Annotated in this window: 18 protein-coding genes; 7 read left to right on the top strand and 11 right to left on the bottom strand. The window is 71.5% G+C overall.

Features of this window, described 5'->3' with window-relative positions; all coding sequences use genetic code 11:
- Window positions 1–11 precede the first annotated feature (11 nt).
- Window positions 12–1,280 (bottom strand): alpha-amylase family protein, encoded by a 1,269-nt coding sequence (locus J2S43_RS27345; RefSeq protein WP_306833996.1) that lies wholly within the window; start codon window positions 1,278–1,280, stop codon window positions 12–14.
- Window positions 1,281–1,349: 69 nt separating this feature from the next.
- Between J2S43_RS27345 and J2S43_RS27340 the strand changes: the two genes are divergently transcribed.
- The 4 genes from J2S43_RS27340 (at window position 1,350) to J2S43_RS27325 (ending at window position 6,639) form a co-directional block, all read left to right on the top strand.
- Window positions 1,350–1,967 carry a TetR/AcrR family transcriptional regulator gene (locus J2S43_RS27340; protein ID WP_306833994.1) on the top strand — a complete coding sequence of 206 codons (618 nt, stop codon included), beginning with the start codon at window positions 1,350–1,352 and terminating at the stop codon, window positions 1,965–1,967.
- A 151-nt stretch (window positions 1,968–2,118) separates the two neighbouring features.
- Window positions 2,119–3,333 (top strand): acetoin utilization protein AcuC, encoded by a 1,215-nt coding sequence (locus J2S43_RS27335; protein ID WP_306833992.1) that lies wholly within the window; start codon window positions 2,119–2,121, stop codon window positions 3,331–3,333.
- Window positions 3,333–6,080, top strand: a complete 2,748-nt coding sequence (locus J2S43_RS27330; RefSeq protein WP_306833990.1) for a bifunctional acetate--CoA ligase family protein/GNAT family N-acetyltransferase — start codon at window positions 3,333–3,335, stop codon at window positions 6,078–6,080. Before J2S43_RS27335 ends, J2S43_RS27330 begins: the two co-directional genes overlap by 1 nt.
- Window positions 6,081–6,312: 232 nt before the next feature.
- Window positions 6,313–6,639 (top strand): hypothetical protein, encoded by a 327-nt coding sequence (locus J2S43_RS27325; protein ID WP_306833988.1) that lies wholly within the window; start codon window positions 6,313–6,315, stop codon window positions 6,637–6,639.
- A 605-nt stretch (window positions 6,640–7,244) separates the two neighbouring features.
- Here the strand turns inward: J2S43_RS27325 and sigB are convergent.
- On the bottom strand, window positions 7,245–8,282 hold the full coding sequence (sigB, locus tag J2S43_RS27320) for an RNA polymerase sigma factor SigB (RefSeq protein ID WP_306833986.1): 1,038 nt from the start codon (window positions 8,280–8,282) through the stop codon (window positions 7,245–7,247).
- A 187-nt stretch (window positions 8,283–8,469) separates the two neighbouring features.
- Here sigB and dtd point away from each other — a divergent pair, with 187 nt between their 5' ends.
- Complete coding sequence (gene dtd, locus J2S43_RS27315; RefSeq protein ID WP_306833984.1) at window positions 8,470–8,892, top strand: D-aminoacyl-tRNA deacylase; 423 nt, start codon at window positions 8,470–8,472, stop codon at window positions 8,890–8,892.
- A gap of 5 nt (window positions 8,893–8,897) precedes the next feature.
- On the opposite strand, the gene J2S43_RS27310 is transcribed toward dtd, so the two are convergent.
- From J2S43_RS27310 to J2S43_RS27290, 5 genes are all read right to left on the bottom strand, one after another.
- Complete coding sequence (locus J2S43_RS27310) at window positions 8,898–9,686, bottom strand: sporulation protein (RefSeq protein WP_306833982.1); 789 nt, start codon at window positions 9,684–9,686, stop codon at window positions 8,898–8,900.
- A gap of 68 nt (window positions 9,687–9,754) precedes the next feature.
- Entirely contained in the window at window positions 9,755–11,206 is a 1,452-nt protein-coding gene (locus J2S43_RS27305) for a DUF7782 domain-containing protein (RefSeq protein ID WP_306839471.1), read from the bottom strand.
- A 40-nt stretch (window positions 11,207–11,246) separates the two neighbouring features.
- The gene (locus J2S43_RS27300; RefSeq protein ID WP_306833980.1) at window positions 11,247–11,678 is read right to left on the bottom strand and encodes a cupin domain-containing protein; all 432 of its coding nucleotides are present in this window, start codon (window positions 11,676–11,678) and stop codon (window positions 11,247–11,249) included.
- A 50-nt stretch (window positions 11,679–11,728) separates the two neighbouring features.
- Window positions 11,729–12,310, bottom strand: coding sequence for a Fic/DOC family protein (locus tag J2S43_RS27295; protein WP_306833978.1), 582 nt, complete (start codon window positions 12,308–12,310; stop codon window positions 11,729–11,731).
- Window positions 12,307–12,627 (bottom strand): antitoxin VbhA family protein, encoded by a 321-nt coding sequence (locus J2S43_RS27290; RefSeq protein WP_306833976.1) that lies wholly within the window; start codon window positions 12,625–12,627, stop codon window positions 12,307–12,309. The genes J2S43_RS27295 and J2S43_RS27290 overlap by 4 nt, the downstream gene beginning before the upstream one ends.
- Window positions 12,628–12,708: 81 nt before the next feature.
- On the opposite strand from J2S43_RS27290, the gene J2S43_RS27285 reads away from it, so the two are divergent.
- Window positions 12,709–13,284 carry an HhH-GPD-type base excision DNA repair protein gene (locus J2S43_RS27285; RefSeq protein ID WP_306833974.1) on the top strand — a complete coding sequence of 192 codons (576 nt, stop codon included), beginning with the start codon at window positions 12,709–12,711 and terminating at the stop codon, window positions 13,282–13,284.
- Window positions 13,285–13,291: 7 nt separating this feature from the next.
- On the opposite strand, the gene J2S43_RS42290 is transcribed toward J2S43_RS27285, so the two are convergent.
- The 3 genes from J2S43_RS42290 to J2S43_RS27270 form a co-directional block, all read right to left on the bottom strand.
- The gene (locus J2S43_RS42290) at window positions 13,292–13,639 is read right to left on the bottom strand and encodes a type II toxin-antitoxin system PemK/MazF family toxin (protein ID WP_370881659.1); all 348 of its coding nucleotides are present in this window, start codon (window positions 13,637–13,639) and stop codon (window positions 13,292–13,294) included.
- Window positions 13,626–13,856, bottom strand: coding sequence for a DUF8778 family protein (locus J2S43_RS27275; protein WP_306833971.1), 231 nt, complete (start codon window positions 13,854–13,856; stop codon window positions 13,626–13,628). Before J2S43_RS27275 ends, J2S43_RS42290 begins: the two co-directional genes overlap by 14 nt.
- A gap of 137 nt (window positions 13,857–13,993) precedes the next feature.
- Window positions 13,994–14,317 (bottom strand): hypothetical protein, encoded by a 324-nt coding sequence (locus J2S43_RS27270; protein ID WP_306833969.1) that lies wholly within the window; start codon window positions 14,315–14,317, stop codon window positions 13,994–13,996.
- A gap of 315 nt (window positions 14,318–14,632) precedes the next feature.
- On the opposite strand from J2S43_RS27270, the gene J2S43_RS27265 reads away from it, so the two are divergent.
- Window positions 14,633–14,977 carry a DUF3099 domain-containing protein gene (locus J2S43_RS27265; protein ID WP_306833967.1) on the top strand — a complete coding sequence of 115 codons (345 nt, stop codon included), beginning with the start codon at window positions 14,633–14,635 and terminating at the stop codon, window positions 14,975–14,977.
- 674 nt (window positions 14,978–15,651) lie between these two features.
- Here the strand turns inward: J2S43_RS27265 and J2S43_RS27260 are convergent.
- Entirely contained in the window at window positions 15,652–16,539 is an 888-nt protein-coding gene (locus J2S43_RS27260) for a carbohydrate kinase family protein (protein WP_306833964.1), read from the bottom strand.
- Between the last annotated feature and the right edge of the window lies 1 nt (window position 16,540).

Here is a 16,540-nt window from a genome sequence, read left to right as displayed (position 1 = left end):
CAGCCAAAAGATCATCCGGCGGTACGCGTGAGCACGGTCCACGCCTGCGCCGGCACGAGATGGGGGTCGCCGCCCGGAGCGTGGGCCGACTCGGCCACGGTGACGCCCGCTTCCACGTCCGGGAATCGATACGGCGCATCGTCGGTGTTCAGCAGCGTCACCACGACCTCGCCGTCGTGTTCGGCCCGCAACGCGAGCTGCCGGTTCGTCAGGTGCGCCACCGTCGTCCCCGCCCGCGCGAGCCACGGGAAGCGCCGCCGCAGCCCGATCAGCCGCTGATGCGTGCGCAGCACCTCCGCCCCGAACGGCGCCAGTTCCTCCGGCGAGCCCGGGAACGCGGGCCGGACCTCGTCGTCCCCGCCGGCCCGGTCGTACTTCTCGCCCCGGAACGCCTGCTCGTCCCCGTAGTACACGCTGGGCACGCCGGCCACCGTGAACAGCACGGCCAGCGCGTGCCCGAGGTGGGCCGGGTTCGCCAGGCGCGACGCGATCCGGGTCACGTCGTGGTTGCCGACGAACGTGAGCGTGTCCGGCGAGTGCCGCTCCAGCGCCCAGGACAGTTCGAACATGTTCCGGTCGTTGAGCGAGCTCCAGATCGCCTTCCACAGCTCGTACTGGGTGACCGCGTCCAGGCCGGCCCGCTCCCGGTAATCGTCCAGCCCGTGGATGACCTCGCCGGCGATCCACGCGTCCGGGTGCCGCTCGCGCACGGCCGGCAGCACCGCGCGCCAGAACTCCGGCGGCACCGCGTAGGCCGCGTCCAGCCGCCACCCGGACGCGCCCCGGTCCAGCCAGTGGTTCATCACCGTGGTCACGTGCTCGCGTACCGCCTCGGACTCGTGGTTGAGCGCGATCAGCGCGTCGTGCCCTTCGAACGTGGCCCAGCCGTCGCCCGCGCGCCGGAACCACGACGCCGCCCGATCCGATTCGGAAGCGGCCTGGAACAGGGGAAACTGTCGGCCCACGTGATTGAAGACGCCGTCCAGCAGCACCCGGATGCCGCGTTCCCGGCAGGCGGCGATCAACCGATCGAAATCGGAATCGTCGCCCAGCCGGGGATCGATCGCGAGATGATCGACCGTGTCGTAGCCGTGCGTGGACGAGGCGAAGATCGGGCCGAGTTGCAGCCCGTTGCACCCCAGCTCGATCAGGTAGTCCAGCCAGGACTCCAGGTGTTTGAGGCGGTGCACCACCGGCTCGTCCGGCCCGGCCGCACGCGGCGCACCGGTGAAGCCGAGCGGATAGACGTGCCAGAGGATCGCGTGCTCGACCCAGCCCATGTGGTGTCTCCCGAAGTGACGTGAGGGGTTTTACTGAGCCTAACTCACTAACGCGGTAGAGTGGCCACCGTGACCCGCACCGATCGACGCCCCCGGCAACGACTCGGCGAGGCGGCCCGCCGCGAGGCGATCCTGACCGCCGCCGGCCAGGCCTTCGCCGGCAATCCCTACGACGCGGTCGCCGTGGCCCGGGTGGCCGAGGCGGCCGGCGCCTCCGAGGCGCTCGTGCACCGCTATTTCGGCAGCAAGAGCGGGCTCTACCTGGCCACCGTGCGCCAGTCGGTCCGGCTGCTGCTGGACCGCCAGCGCGTCGCGGACACCGCGCTCCCCGAGGACGCCACCCCGCGCGAGCGGCTCGCCGAGAGCATCCGCGTCTACCTGGACTCGGTCGCGGTCTGGGCGGTCGGCTGGCTGGCGCCGCTGCAGTCGCCCGGCGGCGAGCCACCGGTCGCCGCGGAGCTGCGCACCGAGAGCCGGGCCTACTACGTCCGCCTGATGCGCGCCATGCTGGAGACCGAGGATTCGGATCTGGACTACGCGCTGCACGGCTACCTCGGCTTCCTGGACGCGGCCTGCCTGGCCTGGGCCGCGCGTGGCTATCCGGAGGCCGACCGGCCCGCGATCACCGCGCAGGCGCTCGGCGCGCTCGACGGCGCGCTGCGCGCGGCAGGTCATCGGGGCCTGTAGATCGAACTCTTCTCAACGCGGTTCCCGATCCGATCAGCCCCCGACAGTGGACTCATCGAGAGCATTGACTTGCTTGCCGCGTTGAGAATCGCTCCTAGGAAGTCTCACAGCTGGTCCGCTGACTGGCCGATCCGCGTGCGACGATGGCCGCATGGAGAGCCCGACATCTGGTTCAGCCGGCACGGTCGTCGTCTGGGACGAGTCCCTCCTGCAATACGACCTCGGCGACCACCCGCTCAACCCGGTCCGCGTGGAACTCACCATGGCCCTCGCCCGCGAGTTCGGCCTGCTCCGCCGCCCCGGCGTGCGCGTGATCGCGCCGGCGGTCGCGGAGGACGCGCTGATCGAGCGCGTGCACACGAAGGACTACATGGAGGCGGTCCGCACCGCCATCAACGACCCGTTCTTCTCCGGTTACGGGCTGAACAGCCCGGACAACCCCGTCTTCGAGAACATGCACGAGGCCAGCGCGCGCATCGCCGGCGCCACCGTCGCCGCGGCCGAGGCGATCTGGAAGGGCGAGGCCACCCGCGCGGTCAACGTGGCCGGCGGCCTGCACCACGCGATGCCCGGCCGCGCCGCCGGCTTCTGCGTCTACAACGACCCGGCCATCGCGATCGCCCGCCTGCTCGACCTGGGCGCGGAACGCGTCGCCTACGTCGACGTGGACGTCCATCACGGCGACGGCGTGCAGGCCGCGTTCTACGACGATCCGCGCGTGCTCACCATCAGCCTGCACGAGACGCCACTGGCGCTGTTCCCGAACACCGGCTTTCCGGACGAGACCGGCGCGCCCGGCGCCGAGGGTTACGCGGTCAACGTCGCGCTTCCGCCCGGCACCACCGACCCGGGCTGGCAGCGCGCGTTCCACGCGGTCGTGCCCGGCCTGCTCCGCGCGTTCCGGCCGCAGATCCTCCTCACCCAGTGCGGCGCGGACGCGCACCGGCTCGACCCGCTCGCCGACCTGCGCCTCTCCGTGGACGGGCAGCGCGCGACCTACCTGGCGTTCCGCGCGCTCGCCGACGAGCTGTGCGAGGGCCGCTGGCTGGCCACCGGCGGCGGCGGATACGCGCTGGTCGAGGTGGTCCCGCGAGCCTGGACGCACCTGCTGGCGATCGCGACCGGCGCGCCGCTCGACCCGGCCACACACACGCCGGCGGACTGGCGGGCGTTCGCGGCGCAGCGCATCGCGCAGGGCCACCTGGGCCAGGCCGAGATCCCGGAGCGGATGACGGACGACGTCGATCCGGCGCACGTGCCGTGGGAGCCGGAGGGCGAGCCGGACGCGGTGGACCGGGCCGTGATGGCCACCCGCCGGGCCGTGTTCCCGCTGCACGGCCTGGACCCGCACGATCCGAGGGACTGATGACCGAGACGGTCCCCCGGGGCGCACGGGACGCGGACGTGCTGCTCAGTGACGGCAGCACGGCACACCTGCGGCAGATCCGGCCGGAGGACGCGCCCGCGATCGTCGCCATGCACTCCCGGTTCTCCGAGCGCACCCGCTACCTGCGCTACTTCAGCCCGTACCCGCGGATCCCGGAGCGCGACCTGCGCCGCTTCGTCACGGTCGACCACCATGACCGGGAGGCGCTGGTGCTGACGAGCGGCGGCGAGATCTTCGCGGTCGGGCGGTACGAGCGGCTCGGCGCCGACTCGCTGGAGGCCGAGGTCGCGTTCGTGGTGGAGGACGCGCACCAGGGCCGCGGCATCGGATCCGTGCTGCTGGAGCACCTGGCCGCGGCCGCCCGTCAGGAGGGCCTGACCCGGTTCGTGGCCGAGGTGCTGCCCGCCAACGGCGCCATGCTGCGCGTCTTCGCGGACGCCGGCTACTCGATCGCGCGCAAATATGAGGACGGCGTCGTCCACCTGACGTTCCCGATCGCGCCCACCGAGCTGTCCCGCGAGGTGCAGGAACGCCGCGAGCACCGCACCGAGGCCCGCTCGATCGTGCCGCTGCTGTCGCCGCGCGCGGTCGCGGTCTACGGCGCCAGCGCCAGCGGCCAGGGCATCGGCGCCGCGCTCCTGGCCCACCTGCGCGACGGCGGCTTCACCGGCCCGGTGCTGCCGATCCACCCGTCGGCCACGCGCGTGGCCGGGCTGCCCGCGCTGCGCAGCGCGGTGGACGCGGGCACCGAGATCGACCTGGCACTGGTCGCGGTGCCGCCCGGTGCGGTCGGCGCGGTGGTGGCGGACGCGGCCCGGGCCGGCGTGCGCGGCCTGGTCGTGGTCTCGGCCGGCTTCGCGGAGACCGGGCCGGTGGGCGCGGCCGCGGAGCGCGAGTTGCTGCGCGCGGCCCGCGACGCCGGCCTGCGGCTGATCGGGCCGAACTGTCTCGGCATCGCGAACACGTCGTCCGGCGTCCGGCTGAACGCCACGCTCGCGCCGCGGCTGCCGACCGCGGGCCGGGTCGGCTTCTTCAGCCAGTCCGGCGCGCTCGGCGTGGCGCTGCTGGACGCGGCGGACCGGCGCGGGCTCGGCCTGTCCAGCTTCGTCTCGGCCGGCAACCGTGCCGACGTCTCCGGCAACGACCTGCTGCAGTACTGGCAGGACGACCCCGCGACCGACGTCATCCTGCTCTACCTGGAGACGTTCGGTAACCCGCGCAAGTTCGCCCGGCTGGCCCGCCGGATCGGCCGCACCAAGCCGGTGGTCGCGGTCGCGTCGGCCGCCCGCCCGGCCACACCGGACGTGCCCGGCCTCGACCCGGCCGCGGTCACCGCGCTGTTCGCCCGGTCCGGCGTGATCCGGGTGGACACGGTCGCGGAGATGTTCGACGTGGGCGTGCTGCTCGCGCACCAGCCGCTTCCGGCCGGCCGGCGGATCGGCGTGGTCGGCAACTCGTCCGCGCTGACCGCGCTCGCGGCCGCGGCCGTGCACACGTCCGGCCTGACGCTGGCCGAGAGCTACCCGCACGACGTGCCGCCGGCCGCGAGCGCGCACGACTTCGCGGACACGCTGGCCGACGCGGCCACGGACGAGCGGGTGGACGCGCTGGTCGCGGTGTTCGCGCCGCCGCTGCCCGGCCAGCACGCGGACGAGGACGCGGACTTCGCGTCCGCGGTGGCGAGCGTGGCGCTGGCGGGGGAGAAGCCCACGGTCGCGATGTTCCTGGCCGGCACGCTGCCGGACCGCATCCCGTCCTACCCGTCCGTGGAGGAGGCGGTGCGCGCGCTCGCCCGCGTCGTCACCTACGCCGACTGGCTGCGCCGCCCGCCCGGCAGCATCCCCGACCTCCCCGGCATCAACCCCACCAGAGCAAAGGACCTGATCCGAGGGTACGGCCCGGAGCTCCCGCGTCCGGCGCCACGTGGTTCGGCGCCGTCAGGCCCGGCCCCTGGTGATCCGGCGCCGTCAGGCCCGGCCCCTGGTGATCCGGCGCTCTTCGATTCGGTGCCGCGCGATCCGGCGCCTTCGGGTCCGGAGCCGGGCGATCCTGGGCCGCGGGCTCCGGGGGTGAACGCGCCGGAGTTGCTGGCGTCCTACGGCATCCCGGTCGTGCCGTCCGGCACCGTGCAGTCCGCGGCGGACGCGGTCGCGGTGGCGGACCGGCACGGCTACCCGGTCGCGCTGAAGGCGGCCGGCGGGGGACTGCGGCACCGCATCGACCTCGGCGCGGTCCGGCTGGACCTCGGCTCCGCGGCCGACGTGGAGCGCGCCTATCGCGAGCTGTCCCCGTTCGGCACCGGCGTGATCGTGCAGCCGATGGCGGCGCCCGGCGTCGCGTGCGTGGTCGAGATGGTGGAGGACCCGCAGTTCGGCCCGATCGTCGGCTTCGGACTCGGCGGCGTCGCGATGGAGCTGGTCGGCGACCGGGCCTGGCGCGCCGCCCCGCTCACCGATCTGGACGCGGCCGCGCTGGTCGACGAGCCGCGCGGCGCACCACTGCTGCGCGGTTTCCGCGGTGCCGCGCCGGTCGACCGGGCCGCCCTCGCTGAGCTGCTGGTTCGGGTCGGCCGGTTGGTCGACGAGCACCCGGAGATCCGCTCGCTGTCGCTCAACCCGGTGCTCGCCCGACCGGACGGCTTCGCCGTGCTGCACGGATCGGTGCAGGTCGGCGCGCCGGGGGAGCGTGGCGATCCGGGCCCGCGACGGCTGCGCGGCGGCGCGTGACACGAACGTGTGAGTGCAACCTGCAACTTCCATGCGGTGTGCACTTGGCGCTCAAAGTCGCATTGATCGACTCATGGTGACCACTTGTTTACGCGGAAGAGTCGGTCAATAGTGGACGGAGAGATCTCCGCCGTACCGTGACGATCGGCCGGCGCCGGTAATCCCGGCCGTGACCGCTCCCTCCCCTCACGGACGACATCGTTAGGCATCGGCCTGCCCGAAGGACGACGCGATGATCGACCATGATGTCCGGATCGAGTTTGACCTACGCCTCCCGGCCCCCGACCACCCGCTCGGCACCGGCGACATCCTCCGGATCCAGCAGACGGACTACTGCTACGGCAACGGTCCGCTCACGCTGCGCATCACCCGGCTGGGTGCCGACCCCGCGGAGTTCCCGGCGCTCGAGTGGCTCGGCCTCACCGGCGTGGAGGTCACCCCGGGCGGCACCGACGGCGAGCTGCGCCACGTCCTGGTCCGCGCCGACCTGGTCCGCGGCGTCCGCGTCCCCGGCCCACCCCCATGGACCGACCCGCACCCGGGCCGCCTCGCCGGCTGACCCGCGACCACCCGGCTCACGACCGCCCCGTCCCATGACGACCCTGACCAGCGATCGCTTCGACGCACGACCCGCGATCAGCCGGCGTGCCGGCTGAGTCACGACCGCTCGACCCACAACCGGCCGGCATGTTCCGGCCCGCAGACCAGCACCCCCCGCATTCGCGGCACCGGGCGTTCGCATCCCCCCGCGACACCGCCCGCACGCCGCACCCGGTGCCGGCCGCCGGCCCGATCACTCCCCCCGATCGGCCCGGCGGCCGGCGCACATCCCCCCACTCCTTGCACGTCGCCGAAGATCCGCACCCCCGCGGGTCTTCGGCGACCACCCGCGAATCTGGAGCCCGCGGGAGCACTCGGAACGCAACCCCGCCGGAAGCGGGAAAATCAAGCCTTTGATCCAAGCTCTTGATTTTGATCTGCCAGCCCATCCCAGCCCTGGCCTGACCCAAAGCCAGCGGCTGTGGGATGACCGGCCTGGGAGCCAGTTGGTGACGGTGAGGCCTTTGATCCAAGCTCTTGATTTTGATCTGCCAGCCCATCCCAGCCCTGGCCTGACCCAAAGCCAGCGGCTGTGAAACGACCGGCCTGGGAGCCGGCTGGTGACTAGCTAGTGACGGCGTAGGCTTCGAGGCGGGACGCGCGGCTCGGGTCGCGGAGCTTGAGCAGCGTGACCTTCTCGATCTGGCGGATGCGCTCCCGGGACAGGCCGAACTCGCGGCCGACCTCGTCGAGCGTGCGCTGCCGGCCGTCGTCGAGGCCGAAGCGGAGGCGGATCACGGCCTGCTCGCGCTGGGAGAGCGAGGAGAGCACGATCTCGACCTCGTTGCGCAGCTCGCCGGGGGACGTGCCCTCGCCGGGCTGGACGCTGTCCGCGGCCACGAAGTCGCCGAGCGCGCTCTCGCCGTCCTCGCCGACCGCCTGGTCCAGGCTGACCGGCTCGCGATCGTACGAGATCAGCTCGATGACCTGGAACTCCTGGACGCCCATCGCGGTGGCGATCTCCGCGACCGAGGGCTCGCGGCCCAGCGACACGGACAGCTCGCGGCGGGCGCGGACCATGCGGTTGACCTGCTCGACCATGTGCACCGGGATGCGGATGGTGCGGGCCTGGTCGGCCATGGCGCGGGTGATGGCCTGGCGGATCCACCAGGTGGCGTACGTGGAGAACTTGTAGCCCTTGGTGTAGTCGAACTTCTCGACCGCGCGGATCAGGCCGAGGTTGCCCTCCTGGATGAGGTCCAGGAACGCCATGCCACGACCGGTGTAGCGCTTCGCGATGCTGACGACCAGGCGGAGGTTCGCCTCCAGCAGGTGGTCCTTGGCCTTGCGGCCCTCTGCCACGATGATGGTCAGCTCGTCGCTGTGCGTGGTGGAGAGCAGCTCCTCGGCGTAGAGGCCGGCCTCGATTCGCTTGGCGAGCTCGACCTCCTGCACGGCGGTGAGCAGCTTCGTGCGGCCGATCCCGTTCAGGTAGGCCCGCACCAGGTCGGCCGAGACACCCCGCTCATCCGTGGCGTCCAGGTCGGAAACCGTCTCCAGGGCGTCGTCCGCCGCCGGAGTGTTCTCTTCGGCCGCGACAGTGTTCTCTTCGGCCGCGACGGCCGGGCTGATCACGTTCTCCATCACCATCTGCAGGACCACCTTGAGTCCCCTCCCCGCTTCCAACAAGTGGCGCGTTACCAACACGTCGTGCCGGTGAGAGACAGCTTTCTCCAAACCCCGTTAAGCGGAGGTAAGGCGAACCCCTTGTGGCACTAATCCGGGAGATGTTCTCTGCGTTCGCCGTAGATGAGGAGTCCTCAGTCGGCTTTATGGCAGGGTGGCGGCCATGCGAGCGGTGATTCAGACGGTGAGTAGGGCAAGTGTTACTGTGGGTGGAGAGGTGGTCGGGTCCATCGGGGAGGGCCTGCTGGTGCTGCTGGGAGTGACGCACACGGATACGCCGGCCACCGCGGAGACGATGGCGCGGAAGATCCACGAGCTGCGGCTGCTGCCGGGGGAGAGGTCGGCGGCCGACCTCGGCGCGGGGATCCTCGTGGTCAGCCAGTTCACGCTCTACGGCGACGCGCGCAAGGGGCGGCGGCCGACCTGGTCGGCAGCGGCTCCGGCCGAGGTCGCGGAGCCGCTGTTCACCGCCGTCGTCGATGCGTTGCGCGATCGCGGGGCCAAGGTGGAGACCGGCCGGTTCCGCACCCACATGATGGTGGAGAGCGTCAACGCCGGTCCCAACACCCTGATCCTGGATCTTTAGATCGTCTAGAAGAACAGGCCGCGGCGCTGGGCCGACTGGCGCAGCCAGTTGTCCAGCTGAGCCACCCAGTTCGTGGAGTCGGCGGTGGCCCAGTCGACCGTGAACCGGCCGAACGCGTCGTGACCCTCGGTGAAGAGCCCGCCCCGCTTGTCGATCTCCAGGACGACCTGCAGGTGGCGGGCGGTCGCCACGAACGTCAGCTCCAGCTGGTTGATGCCGGACGCGTACTGCGGCGGCGGGTAGAACTCGATCTCCTGGTAGAACGGCAGCGTCTGCTCCACGCCGTAGATCCGGCCGCGCTCCACATCGGCCCGGGTGAACCGGAAGCCGAGCTGCTGCAGCGCGTCCAGGATGCGCTCCTGGGCCGGCAGCGGGAAGACCGCGACCTGGTCCAGGTCGCCCTTGTCGACCGCGCGCGCCACCTCCAGCTCGGTGCGCAGGCCCATGGTCATGCCGTGCAGGTACTGGTTGTAGACGTGGGTGATCGGCGTCTCCCACGGCACGTCGAAGCGGAACGGGATGTCGTGGCGCTGGCCCGGCTCCAGGCGGAACGCGCCGGTCAGCCGCGACCGGTGGAACTCCTGCGTGGTGTCGTACTCACTGTCGCCGCTCTCCACCTCCACGCGGGTGACCAGGCCGAGGGAAACGTACTCGATGTCGGTGGCGTGATCGCCGCCCGTGACGTGCACCTGGCCCTCCAGGTAACCACCGGGGCGGGCGTTGGGGTTGGCGAGCACCGTCTCCACCGACGGGCCGCCCACGCCAAGGGCCTGCATGAACCGCTTGAAGACCACGACGTCCTCCGTAGGATCTCGATCTGGCTCCAAGCGACAGTATCCGCCGGTCGCAAGGCTTTCGCTCGCTACCGCTCCGGCGTGACCAGTCCGCGCTCGACCAGGTGACCGATCAGCGGCAGCGCGGCATCGACGAGATCCTCTTCCGGGGTGTCGTGCGCCATCGCCAGCACGGACAGCTGCTCGCGCAGCGGCACCCGGCCGTCCGCGCCGCTGACCAGCGCCAGCACCAGCGGGTCGACCTCCTCGGACCAGCGCAGCCCGTGCGTCATCCGCAGCACCTGGCGGTCCACCAGCCAGCCCTCGTCGCCCATGGTCGCCTCCTGCAGCAGCGCCACGCCGTCGGCCAGCCTGTAACGCGTGGTGAGCAGCGCCGCGCGATCCTGCGCACGCAGCCAGTCCTGCGTGCCGAACCAGTCCCGGACCCGCTCGCCGAGCGTGCCCTCGACCTGCTGACGGAGATCCTCGACGCGGACCACCGGGTCGGCCGCGCCGGTGTGACGCAGGCTGATCAAGCCGAAGCCGACCGCCTCGATCCGGTGCGCGTCGAACCAGTCCAGCCACGCGGCCTTCCGGTGCGGGTCGCCGCCGTCGGACGCGTCCGCCAGCCACAGGTCGACGTACGACATCGGGTCCGCGACCTCGCGCTGGATCACCCACGCGTCCAGCCCGGTCCCGGCCACCCAGCCCGCGACCCGGTCCTCCCACTCCTCGCCGTCCACGTGCACCCAGTTCGCCAGGAACTGCATGGTGCCGCCCTCGGTGAGCAGGTTCGGTGCCGCCGCGGCCAGCTCGGCGCAGACCGCGTCGCCCGGCCGGCCGGAGTCGCGATAGGTGTGCGTCGCCACGCCCGGCCCGACCACGAACGGCGGGTTGCTGACCACGAGGTCGAACCGCCTGCCGCGGACCGGCTCGACCAGGTCGCCGCGGAGCAGCTCCCAGCTCTGGCCGTTCAGCGCGGCCGTGGTCGCGGCGAAGCGCAGCGCACGCTCGCTCAGGTCGGTCGCGGTGACCTGCCGGGCGTGCTCGTTCAGGTGCAGCGCCTGGACGCCGCAGCCGGTGCCGAGGTCCAGCGCGGTGCCGACCCGCCGGCGCATGGTCGCGGCGGCCAGCGTGGTCGAGGCGCCACCGACGCCGAGCACGTGGTCGGCCGGGAGCGGGCGGCCCGGGCGCGCCGGGACGTCCGAGACGATCCAGTAGTCGTCGCCGTACGGTTCGAGGTCCACGCCCTGGCGCAGACCGTCGCCGTGCTTCTCGACGATGCCGGCCTCGAGCGCCTCGGCCAGCGGCAGCGCCTCGGCGACGTGCTTCTCCGACTCCGTCTGCGCGCACACGAACAGCCGGATCAGCGTCGCGAGCGGGTCGCGCTCCTCGGTCGCGCGCAGGGCGGCCCGGAAGTCGTTCCGGCCGACCGCCGCGGTCGCCTCCGGCCCGAGCCGGTCCGCGATCCCCCTGGCCGTGTAGCCGGTGCGCGTGAGCGCCTCGCGGAGCCGCTGGACGCCGTCGTCGGAGAGGAGCATGTCGGTCACGGCGCCCATTGTTCCCTATGGGGGTTTTGCGCTACGCGAGGCGCCAGTCCTCATATTCGAAGCCGGGCGCCACGATGCACGTCACCAGCGCCGGCTCATGCCCGGCCGGCACCGCCGCCTGCCACGTCCCGGCCGGCACCAGCCCCTGCGGCCGCTGTCCCGCCTTCAGGTCCACGCCCAGCACCAGCGACCGCACGAACTCGCTCGGCCGCTCGCCGTCGCCACCCGTCCGCAGCGTCATCGGCCCGCCGGAGTGCCACAGCCACAGCTCGTCGGAGCGCACCTGATGCCAGCGCGCCTCCTCACCCGGGTGCAGCAGGAAGTAGATCGCGGTGGCGGCCGCCCGCGTCCCCGGATAGCCCTCCGGTGCGAACTCGTGCCCGCTTCGCCAGGTCTGCCGGTACCACCCTCCTTCCGGATGCGGCGACAGATCCAGCTCCGCAACGATCGACGACCTGCTCATGCCGATATTCTCCACTGTCGCGGGACCCACGTCGCGATCATCGCTGATCCTCAGAGCGGTGTGATCAGTCCATCGAGCAGCCGCACCAGAGGTTCCTCGTCGCCGTGCAGGGCCGCGGCCGAGGCGCGGTCGTTCTCCGGGCCGGCCAGGTCCTTCCACGCCAGTCGCCAGCCGGCCTCCCGGGCGAGTTGGCGCAGGAAGGCGCGCTGCGTCCGGCCGTTGCCCTCACGGAACGGATGGATCGCGTTGATCTCGGCGTAGTAGTGGGCGAGCCGCCGGACGAAGGCGCGACGCGTGAGCCCGGCAAGCCGGTTCTCCTCCGCGAGTTCGCTGAAGACCCCGGCCGAGTACGACTCGATGAAGCGCCACTGGCAGAACATGTCCTGGCTGGTGCGGGCGATGTTCACGGTGCGGATCCGGCCCGCCCACTCGTACACCGCGCCGAAGATCTCCCGGTGGAATCGGCTCAGGTGGCGCAGGTCGTAGTCGCCGGGCACGGCGTGAACGGAGATGCGGAGCATGGCCGCGAACGTGAGGTCGGCCTCGGCGCGGCTGAGCGCGGGCGCCGAGGTGAGACCGAGCTTGTTGATCAGAACGCCGGAATCCTCGACGTACGGATCCTCCTCGGTCATGCAGCGCGATGGTACGCCAGCAGCATCGCTTCCATCTGCCCCGCGGTGATGCGGCCGCTCGCGAAGAGACCGGCCAGCTCGGTCGCGACCGAGGACGGCTCCAGTCCTTCCGCTCGCAGTGATCCGACTGCGTCCTCGACGGCGTGCTCGCGCTCGCCCCTCAACTCGTCATAGACCCGCACCGGCACGAGGACACCCACCGCCTTCCGATGCGCTCCCAGATAGACCGAATCGGCGGAGCCGCGACTGAAGCCGGCGAGAAGATCCGGCAGCTGCCGGCGCGCCTCGGCCACCCCGAGTACCTCTTGACGTGCCATTCCTGAATGGTACAGGAAGATGTACATAATCCCCGTGCCCCTTGATGCACGCGGCCGCTCCGGAGGTAGCAAGATGACGGTATGACGTTCTCGCTGCCCATCGACGCCGAGGCCAACGCGTTGCTCGATCGTGATCCGCTGGCGGTGGTGATCGGGCTGACGCTCGACCAGCAGATCACCATGGAGAAGGCGTTCACGTCGCCGTGGGTGCTGGCACAGCGGCTGGGGCACGAGCCGACCGCGGTCGAGCTGGCCGGGTTCGACCCGGAGGCGCTGCTCGCGATCTTCGCGCAGCCGCCGGCGCTGCACCGGTTCCCGAAGGCGATGGCCGCGCGGGTGCGGGAGGTGTGCCGGGCGCTGGTCGACGACTACGACGGCGACGCGACCGCGCTGTGGAAGGACGCGGCGACCGGCGCGGAGCTGTTCACGCGGATCGTGGCGCTGCCCGGCTTCGGCAGGCAGAAGGCGCAGATCCTGGTCGCGCTGCTCGGCAAGCAGCTCGGCGTGCGACCACCCGGCTGGCGCGAGGCGGCCGGCGGCTACGGCGAGGACGGCTCGTTCCGCTCCGTCGCCGACATCGTCGACGACGAGTCCCTGGCCAAGGTCCGCGAGTACAAGAAGCAGTCCAAAGCCGCCGCCAAGGCCGCCGAGTCCTGACCCGGCTCTAAAGGGAGAGATGCAGCCGGAGAGCGTCGTCGAGGGAGTGCATGGTCTGTGGGCGGAGCGCTCCGAGCCGCCGGACGAGCCGTGCGGTGCTGACGGCTCGCACCTGTTCGGCCTGCGCCTTCGACGTCTGCGCGAGGCTTCCTTCACCCGCCTCCAACAGGACTTGAAACGGGTGGACGCGGTCGGTGTTCGAGGTGACCGGCACGACTGCGACGACTCCGTGTCCTGATCTCTCGGCCGATCTGTTGGCGCCGTCGTTACTGACGATCACTGCGGGCCGGATCTTGTTCGCCTCGGACCCGCGGGCCGGATCAAGATCGACAAGGTAGATGTCACCTCGTCGCATCGACGATCCCGTCCCCGCTGGTGTTCTCCCAGAGGGCGGCGTCCTCACTGCCGTCCCACTCGTCCCAGGCGTCGGCATAGGCCCGCTCCAGGTCTTGCAGGCGAAGCAGCTCCACGGCCTTGTGCACGACCGTGGACCGTCCGGCTATGCCAGCGCGCCGCGCGTACTCGTCGACGAATCTCACGTCCTCGTCGGACAGGCTGATGCTGAGTTTCATGTCTCGATGCTACCGGCGGTATGCCGCCGGGTGCTACTGCCGTTGCTACCTCGATGACCATAAGGGCCGATGGCCCCGGCACGGAAGTGCCGGGGCCATCGGTGGGGGATGCATCAATCACCCGGGGGATTGGGTGATCAGTGCTTCTGAACCTTGAAGTTCTTGAACAGCACCTTGTTGAGAATGGTGCTGCTGGAGGACGGCGAGCACTCCGAGATCTGGTTGTTCGCGATGAGCTGCGAGAGCACGTTGACGTTGAGCCCGCACAGGCCGGCCGCGACCGGGATCTGCACGTTCTGCAGCAGCGTGACCTCGTTGCCGTTCAGGATGTTGACACCGGTGATGTCAACGAGCGCGGGGGTCGAACCGCCGCCGGCCATGGCGGGGGAGGCCATGGAGAAGCCGCCGAACGTGGCGACACCAGCCAGAGCGACACCGGCGACGATCTTCTTGATCTGCATGTAATTCTCCCTATATATGTGTTTCACGACCATATTTACGGCCGCATCCAATTTGTACCCAAGAGTCGGCAAGATCAGAACCGTCAAACACGTATAAGTCGTGTAAGTCGGTTTTTGGACAGGCAAGCGGAGATTCACTCGCGAAAATGTCATCAATGCGTCGAGTGGCGAAGAAAAGTTTCATCCCGCGGCGTGCGGACCTGGACCGCGTCGCGCGGTGTAGTGCAGATCGCGCGCGACCCGGCCGGTACCGCGGTGCGGAAAGTGCGAGGATGGACCATCGGGAGCACGAACGCCCCGGGAATGAGGATTTCGGTGAGACGCCAGGAGCGCGGGCCCAGCCTGATCACCGACGCGCCGCGCAGCCCGCAGGACGAGTTCCGCAGCCGCCAGATCCGGTACGTCGTGATGATGCTGATCCGCACGTTCTGCCTGATCGCCGGCGCGGTCCTGATCAGCCTCGACGTACCACTGCTCTGGCTCTGGCTCTCGCTCTGCGCCGCCGGCATGGTCATCCTGCCCTGGCTCGCCGTCATCCTCGCAAACGACGGCCCGCCCAAGGACCGTCACCGCATGCGCCGCCCGACGCACCGCATCGACCCGGGCCCGGCCGCCCTTCCCGCGCAGCAGGCCGCGCCCACCATCGACCACGAGCCCTGAGGGTCGAGAACCCTTCAGAAGCGGATACTCCCGCTTCCGGCGTGGTGCAGCCCGTTTGCTTCCGCGGGCGCCGGATTTCCCGGGGCCGAGCCCTGAACCCCAACGTTCCGCTCGGTTGCGGTTCGCGGGACCACTTTTCGCTTCCGGCGTGGTGCCTTCCGGGGGCGCTGTGTTTCCGGGGCGGAGACCTTTGCGGATCAAGGGCTTGCTTTGCCGCTTCCGGCGTGGTGCCTCCGCGGGCAAACGCTCGCGGCGGCCTCCGCCGCCGCTCCGGACGCTGCATCGGAGCCGGTCCGCCGCTGGTCACCGAAGACCTCCGCGCCCACCGCCGCCGGTCACCTCCCGGCCGCGCCACAGTCGCCGGGCCCTCCCGCCAGCGGCTTTGCTCTGCTTACCGGCGCGTTCGCCGGCCCGGCAGGCTGCTGGTGCGCGGAGCGAGGCGGCAGGTAAGCAGAGCAAAGAGGGCGCGAGACGTGCCACGGGCGCGAGACGTGCCACGGGCGCGGGGATGCCTCGCGGCCAGTCGGCTTTGCTCTGCTTACCGGCATCGGGGGACCGTCGGTGCGCGCGGCGAGGCGGCGAGGTAAGCAAAGCAAAGGGCCGTGGACGCCCTGCCGGCCGTGTGGAGCGGCGGCGGGTGGATCAAGCGGAGCCCAGGACGGCGCGGGCGTGGGTCAGCGGCCCGGGGGACGGGCGCCGATCGTGGTGACGGCGCGGGCGCCGAGGGCGTGGGCCGCGGCGAGCGCGTTCATCGGGGAGGCGCCATGGAGCAGGGCGGCGAGCAGGCCGGCGGCGAAGGCGTCGCCGGCGCCGGTCGGGTCCACCGGGGTGACGGAGGCCGCCAGGGACGGCGGCAGCTCGGTCAGTGAGCCGTCCGCGGACGCCCAGATCGCGCCCGCGGCGCCGCGCTTGACCACGGCGGTGCCGCCGGTCGCGGCCGCGAGCGTGCGCGCCTGCTCGTCGGGGCGGCCCGGGCCGGCCAGCACCGCGGCCTCGTCCGCGTTGGCGAGCAGCAGGTCGCATCCGCGTACCCAGGACAGGAAGGCCTGTGCGCCCACCTGCCGCAACGGCTCCGCGGAGGCCGCGTCGACGCTGGTCGCGGCGTTCTGGCGGAGCGCGTGCCGGGCGGCCGGGCGGGTGGCCTCGGAGAGCAGCGCGTAACCCGACAGGTGCAGGCGGGTCACGTCCGGTGTGCGGGCCGCGTCCACGTCCGCCGGGCGGAGCAGTAGGTTCGCGCCGCGTTCGGTGATCATCGAGCGCTCGCCGCCCGCGCTGAGCACGATGATCGTGCCGGTGACCGCGCCGGCCGCCCGGCGGACCGCGGTGGTCACGCCCGCGGCGGACAGCTCGGCCAGCCGCGTGTCGCCCGCCTGGTCGTCGCCGGCCACGCCGGCAAGCGTGACCGGGACTCCGGCGGCGGCCAGCCATGCGGCCGTGTTCGCGGCCTGGCCGCCCCCGGCGACGCGGATCGTCGCCGGGGTGTCCGAGCCGGGCGCGAACGGGCCGCCGAGAACGGCCACGACGTCGGTGATCACGTCGCCGACGACCAGGATGCGGGTCACG

It is taken from the genome of Catenuloplanes nepalensis, assembly GCF_030811575.1.
Lineage (GTDB): Bacteria > Actinomycetota > Actinomycetes > Mycobacteriales > Micromonosporaceae > Catenuloplanes > Catenuloplanes nepalensis.
Note: the sequence above shows the minus strand (reverse complement) of the source record. Positions and strands in the feature narration are given on the sequence as shown.

What these genes read in the sequence shown, in the direction of transcription:
- J2S43_RS27270 (WP_306833969.1), bottom strand. Translation starts at nt 14,317, where the DNA reads ATGCAGATCAAGAAGATCGTCGCCGGTGTCGCTCTGGCTGGTGTCGCC.
- J2S43_RS27325 (WP_306833988.1), top strand. Translation starts at nt 6,313, where the DNA reads ATGATCGACCATGATGTCCGGATCGAGTTTGACCTACGCCTCCCGGCC.
- J2S43_RS27345 (WP_306833996.1), bottom strand. Translation starts at nt 1,280, where the DNA reads ATGGGCTGGGTCGAGCACGCGATCCTCTGGCACGTCTATCCGCTCGGC.
- J2S43_RS27290 (WP_306833976.1), bottom strand. Translation starts at nt 12,627, where the DNA reads ATGGCACGTCAAGAGGTACTCGGGGTGGCCGAGGCGCGCCGGCAGCTG.
- J2S43_RS27275 (WP_306833971.1), bottom strand. Translation starts at nt 13,856, where the DNA reads ATGAAACTCAGCATCAGCCTGTCCGACGAGGACGTGAGATTCGTCGAC.
- J2S43_RS27285 (WP_306833974.1), top strand. Translation starts at nt 12,709, where the DNA reads ATGACGTTCTCGCTGCCCATCGACGCCGAGGCCAACGCGTTGCTCGAT.
- J2S43_RS27330 (WP_306833990.1), top strand. Translation starts at nt 3,333, where the DNA reads ATGACCGAGACGGTCCCCCGGGGCGCACGGGACGCGGACGTGCTGCTC.
- J2S43_RS27300 (WP_306833980.1), bottom strand. Translation starts at nt 11,678, where the DNA reads ATGAGCAGGTCGTCGATCGTTGCGGAGCTGGATCTGTCGCCGCATCCG.
- J2S43_RS27335 (WP_306833992.1), top strand. Translation starts at nt 2,119, where the DNA reads ATGGAGAGCCCGACATCTGGTTCAGCCGGCACGGTCGTCGTCTGGGAC.
- J2S43_RS27295 (WP_306833978.1), bottom strand. Translation starts at nt 12,310, where the DNA reads ATGACCGAGGAGGATCCGTACGTCGAGGATTCCGGCGTTCTGATCAAC.
- dtd (WP_306833984.1), top strand. Translation starts at nt 8,470, where the DNA reads ATGCGAGCGGTGATTCAGACGGTGAGTAGGGCAAGTGTTACTGTGGGT.
- J2S43_RS27305 (WP_306839471.1), bottom strand. Translation starts at nt 11,206, where the DNA reads ATGCTCCTCTCCGACGACGGCGTCCAGCGGCTCCGCGAGGCGCTCACG.
- J2S43_RS42290 (WP_370881659.1), bottom strand. Translation starts at nt 13,639, where the DNA reads ATGCGACGAGGTGACATCTACCTTGTCGATCTTGATCCGGCCCGCGGG.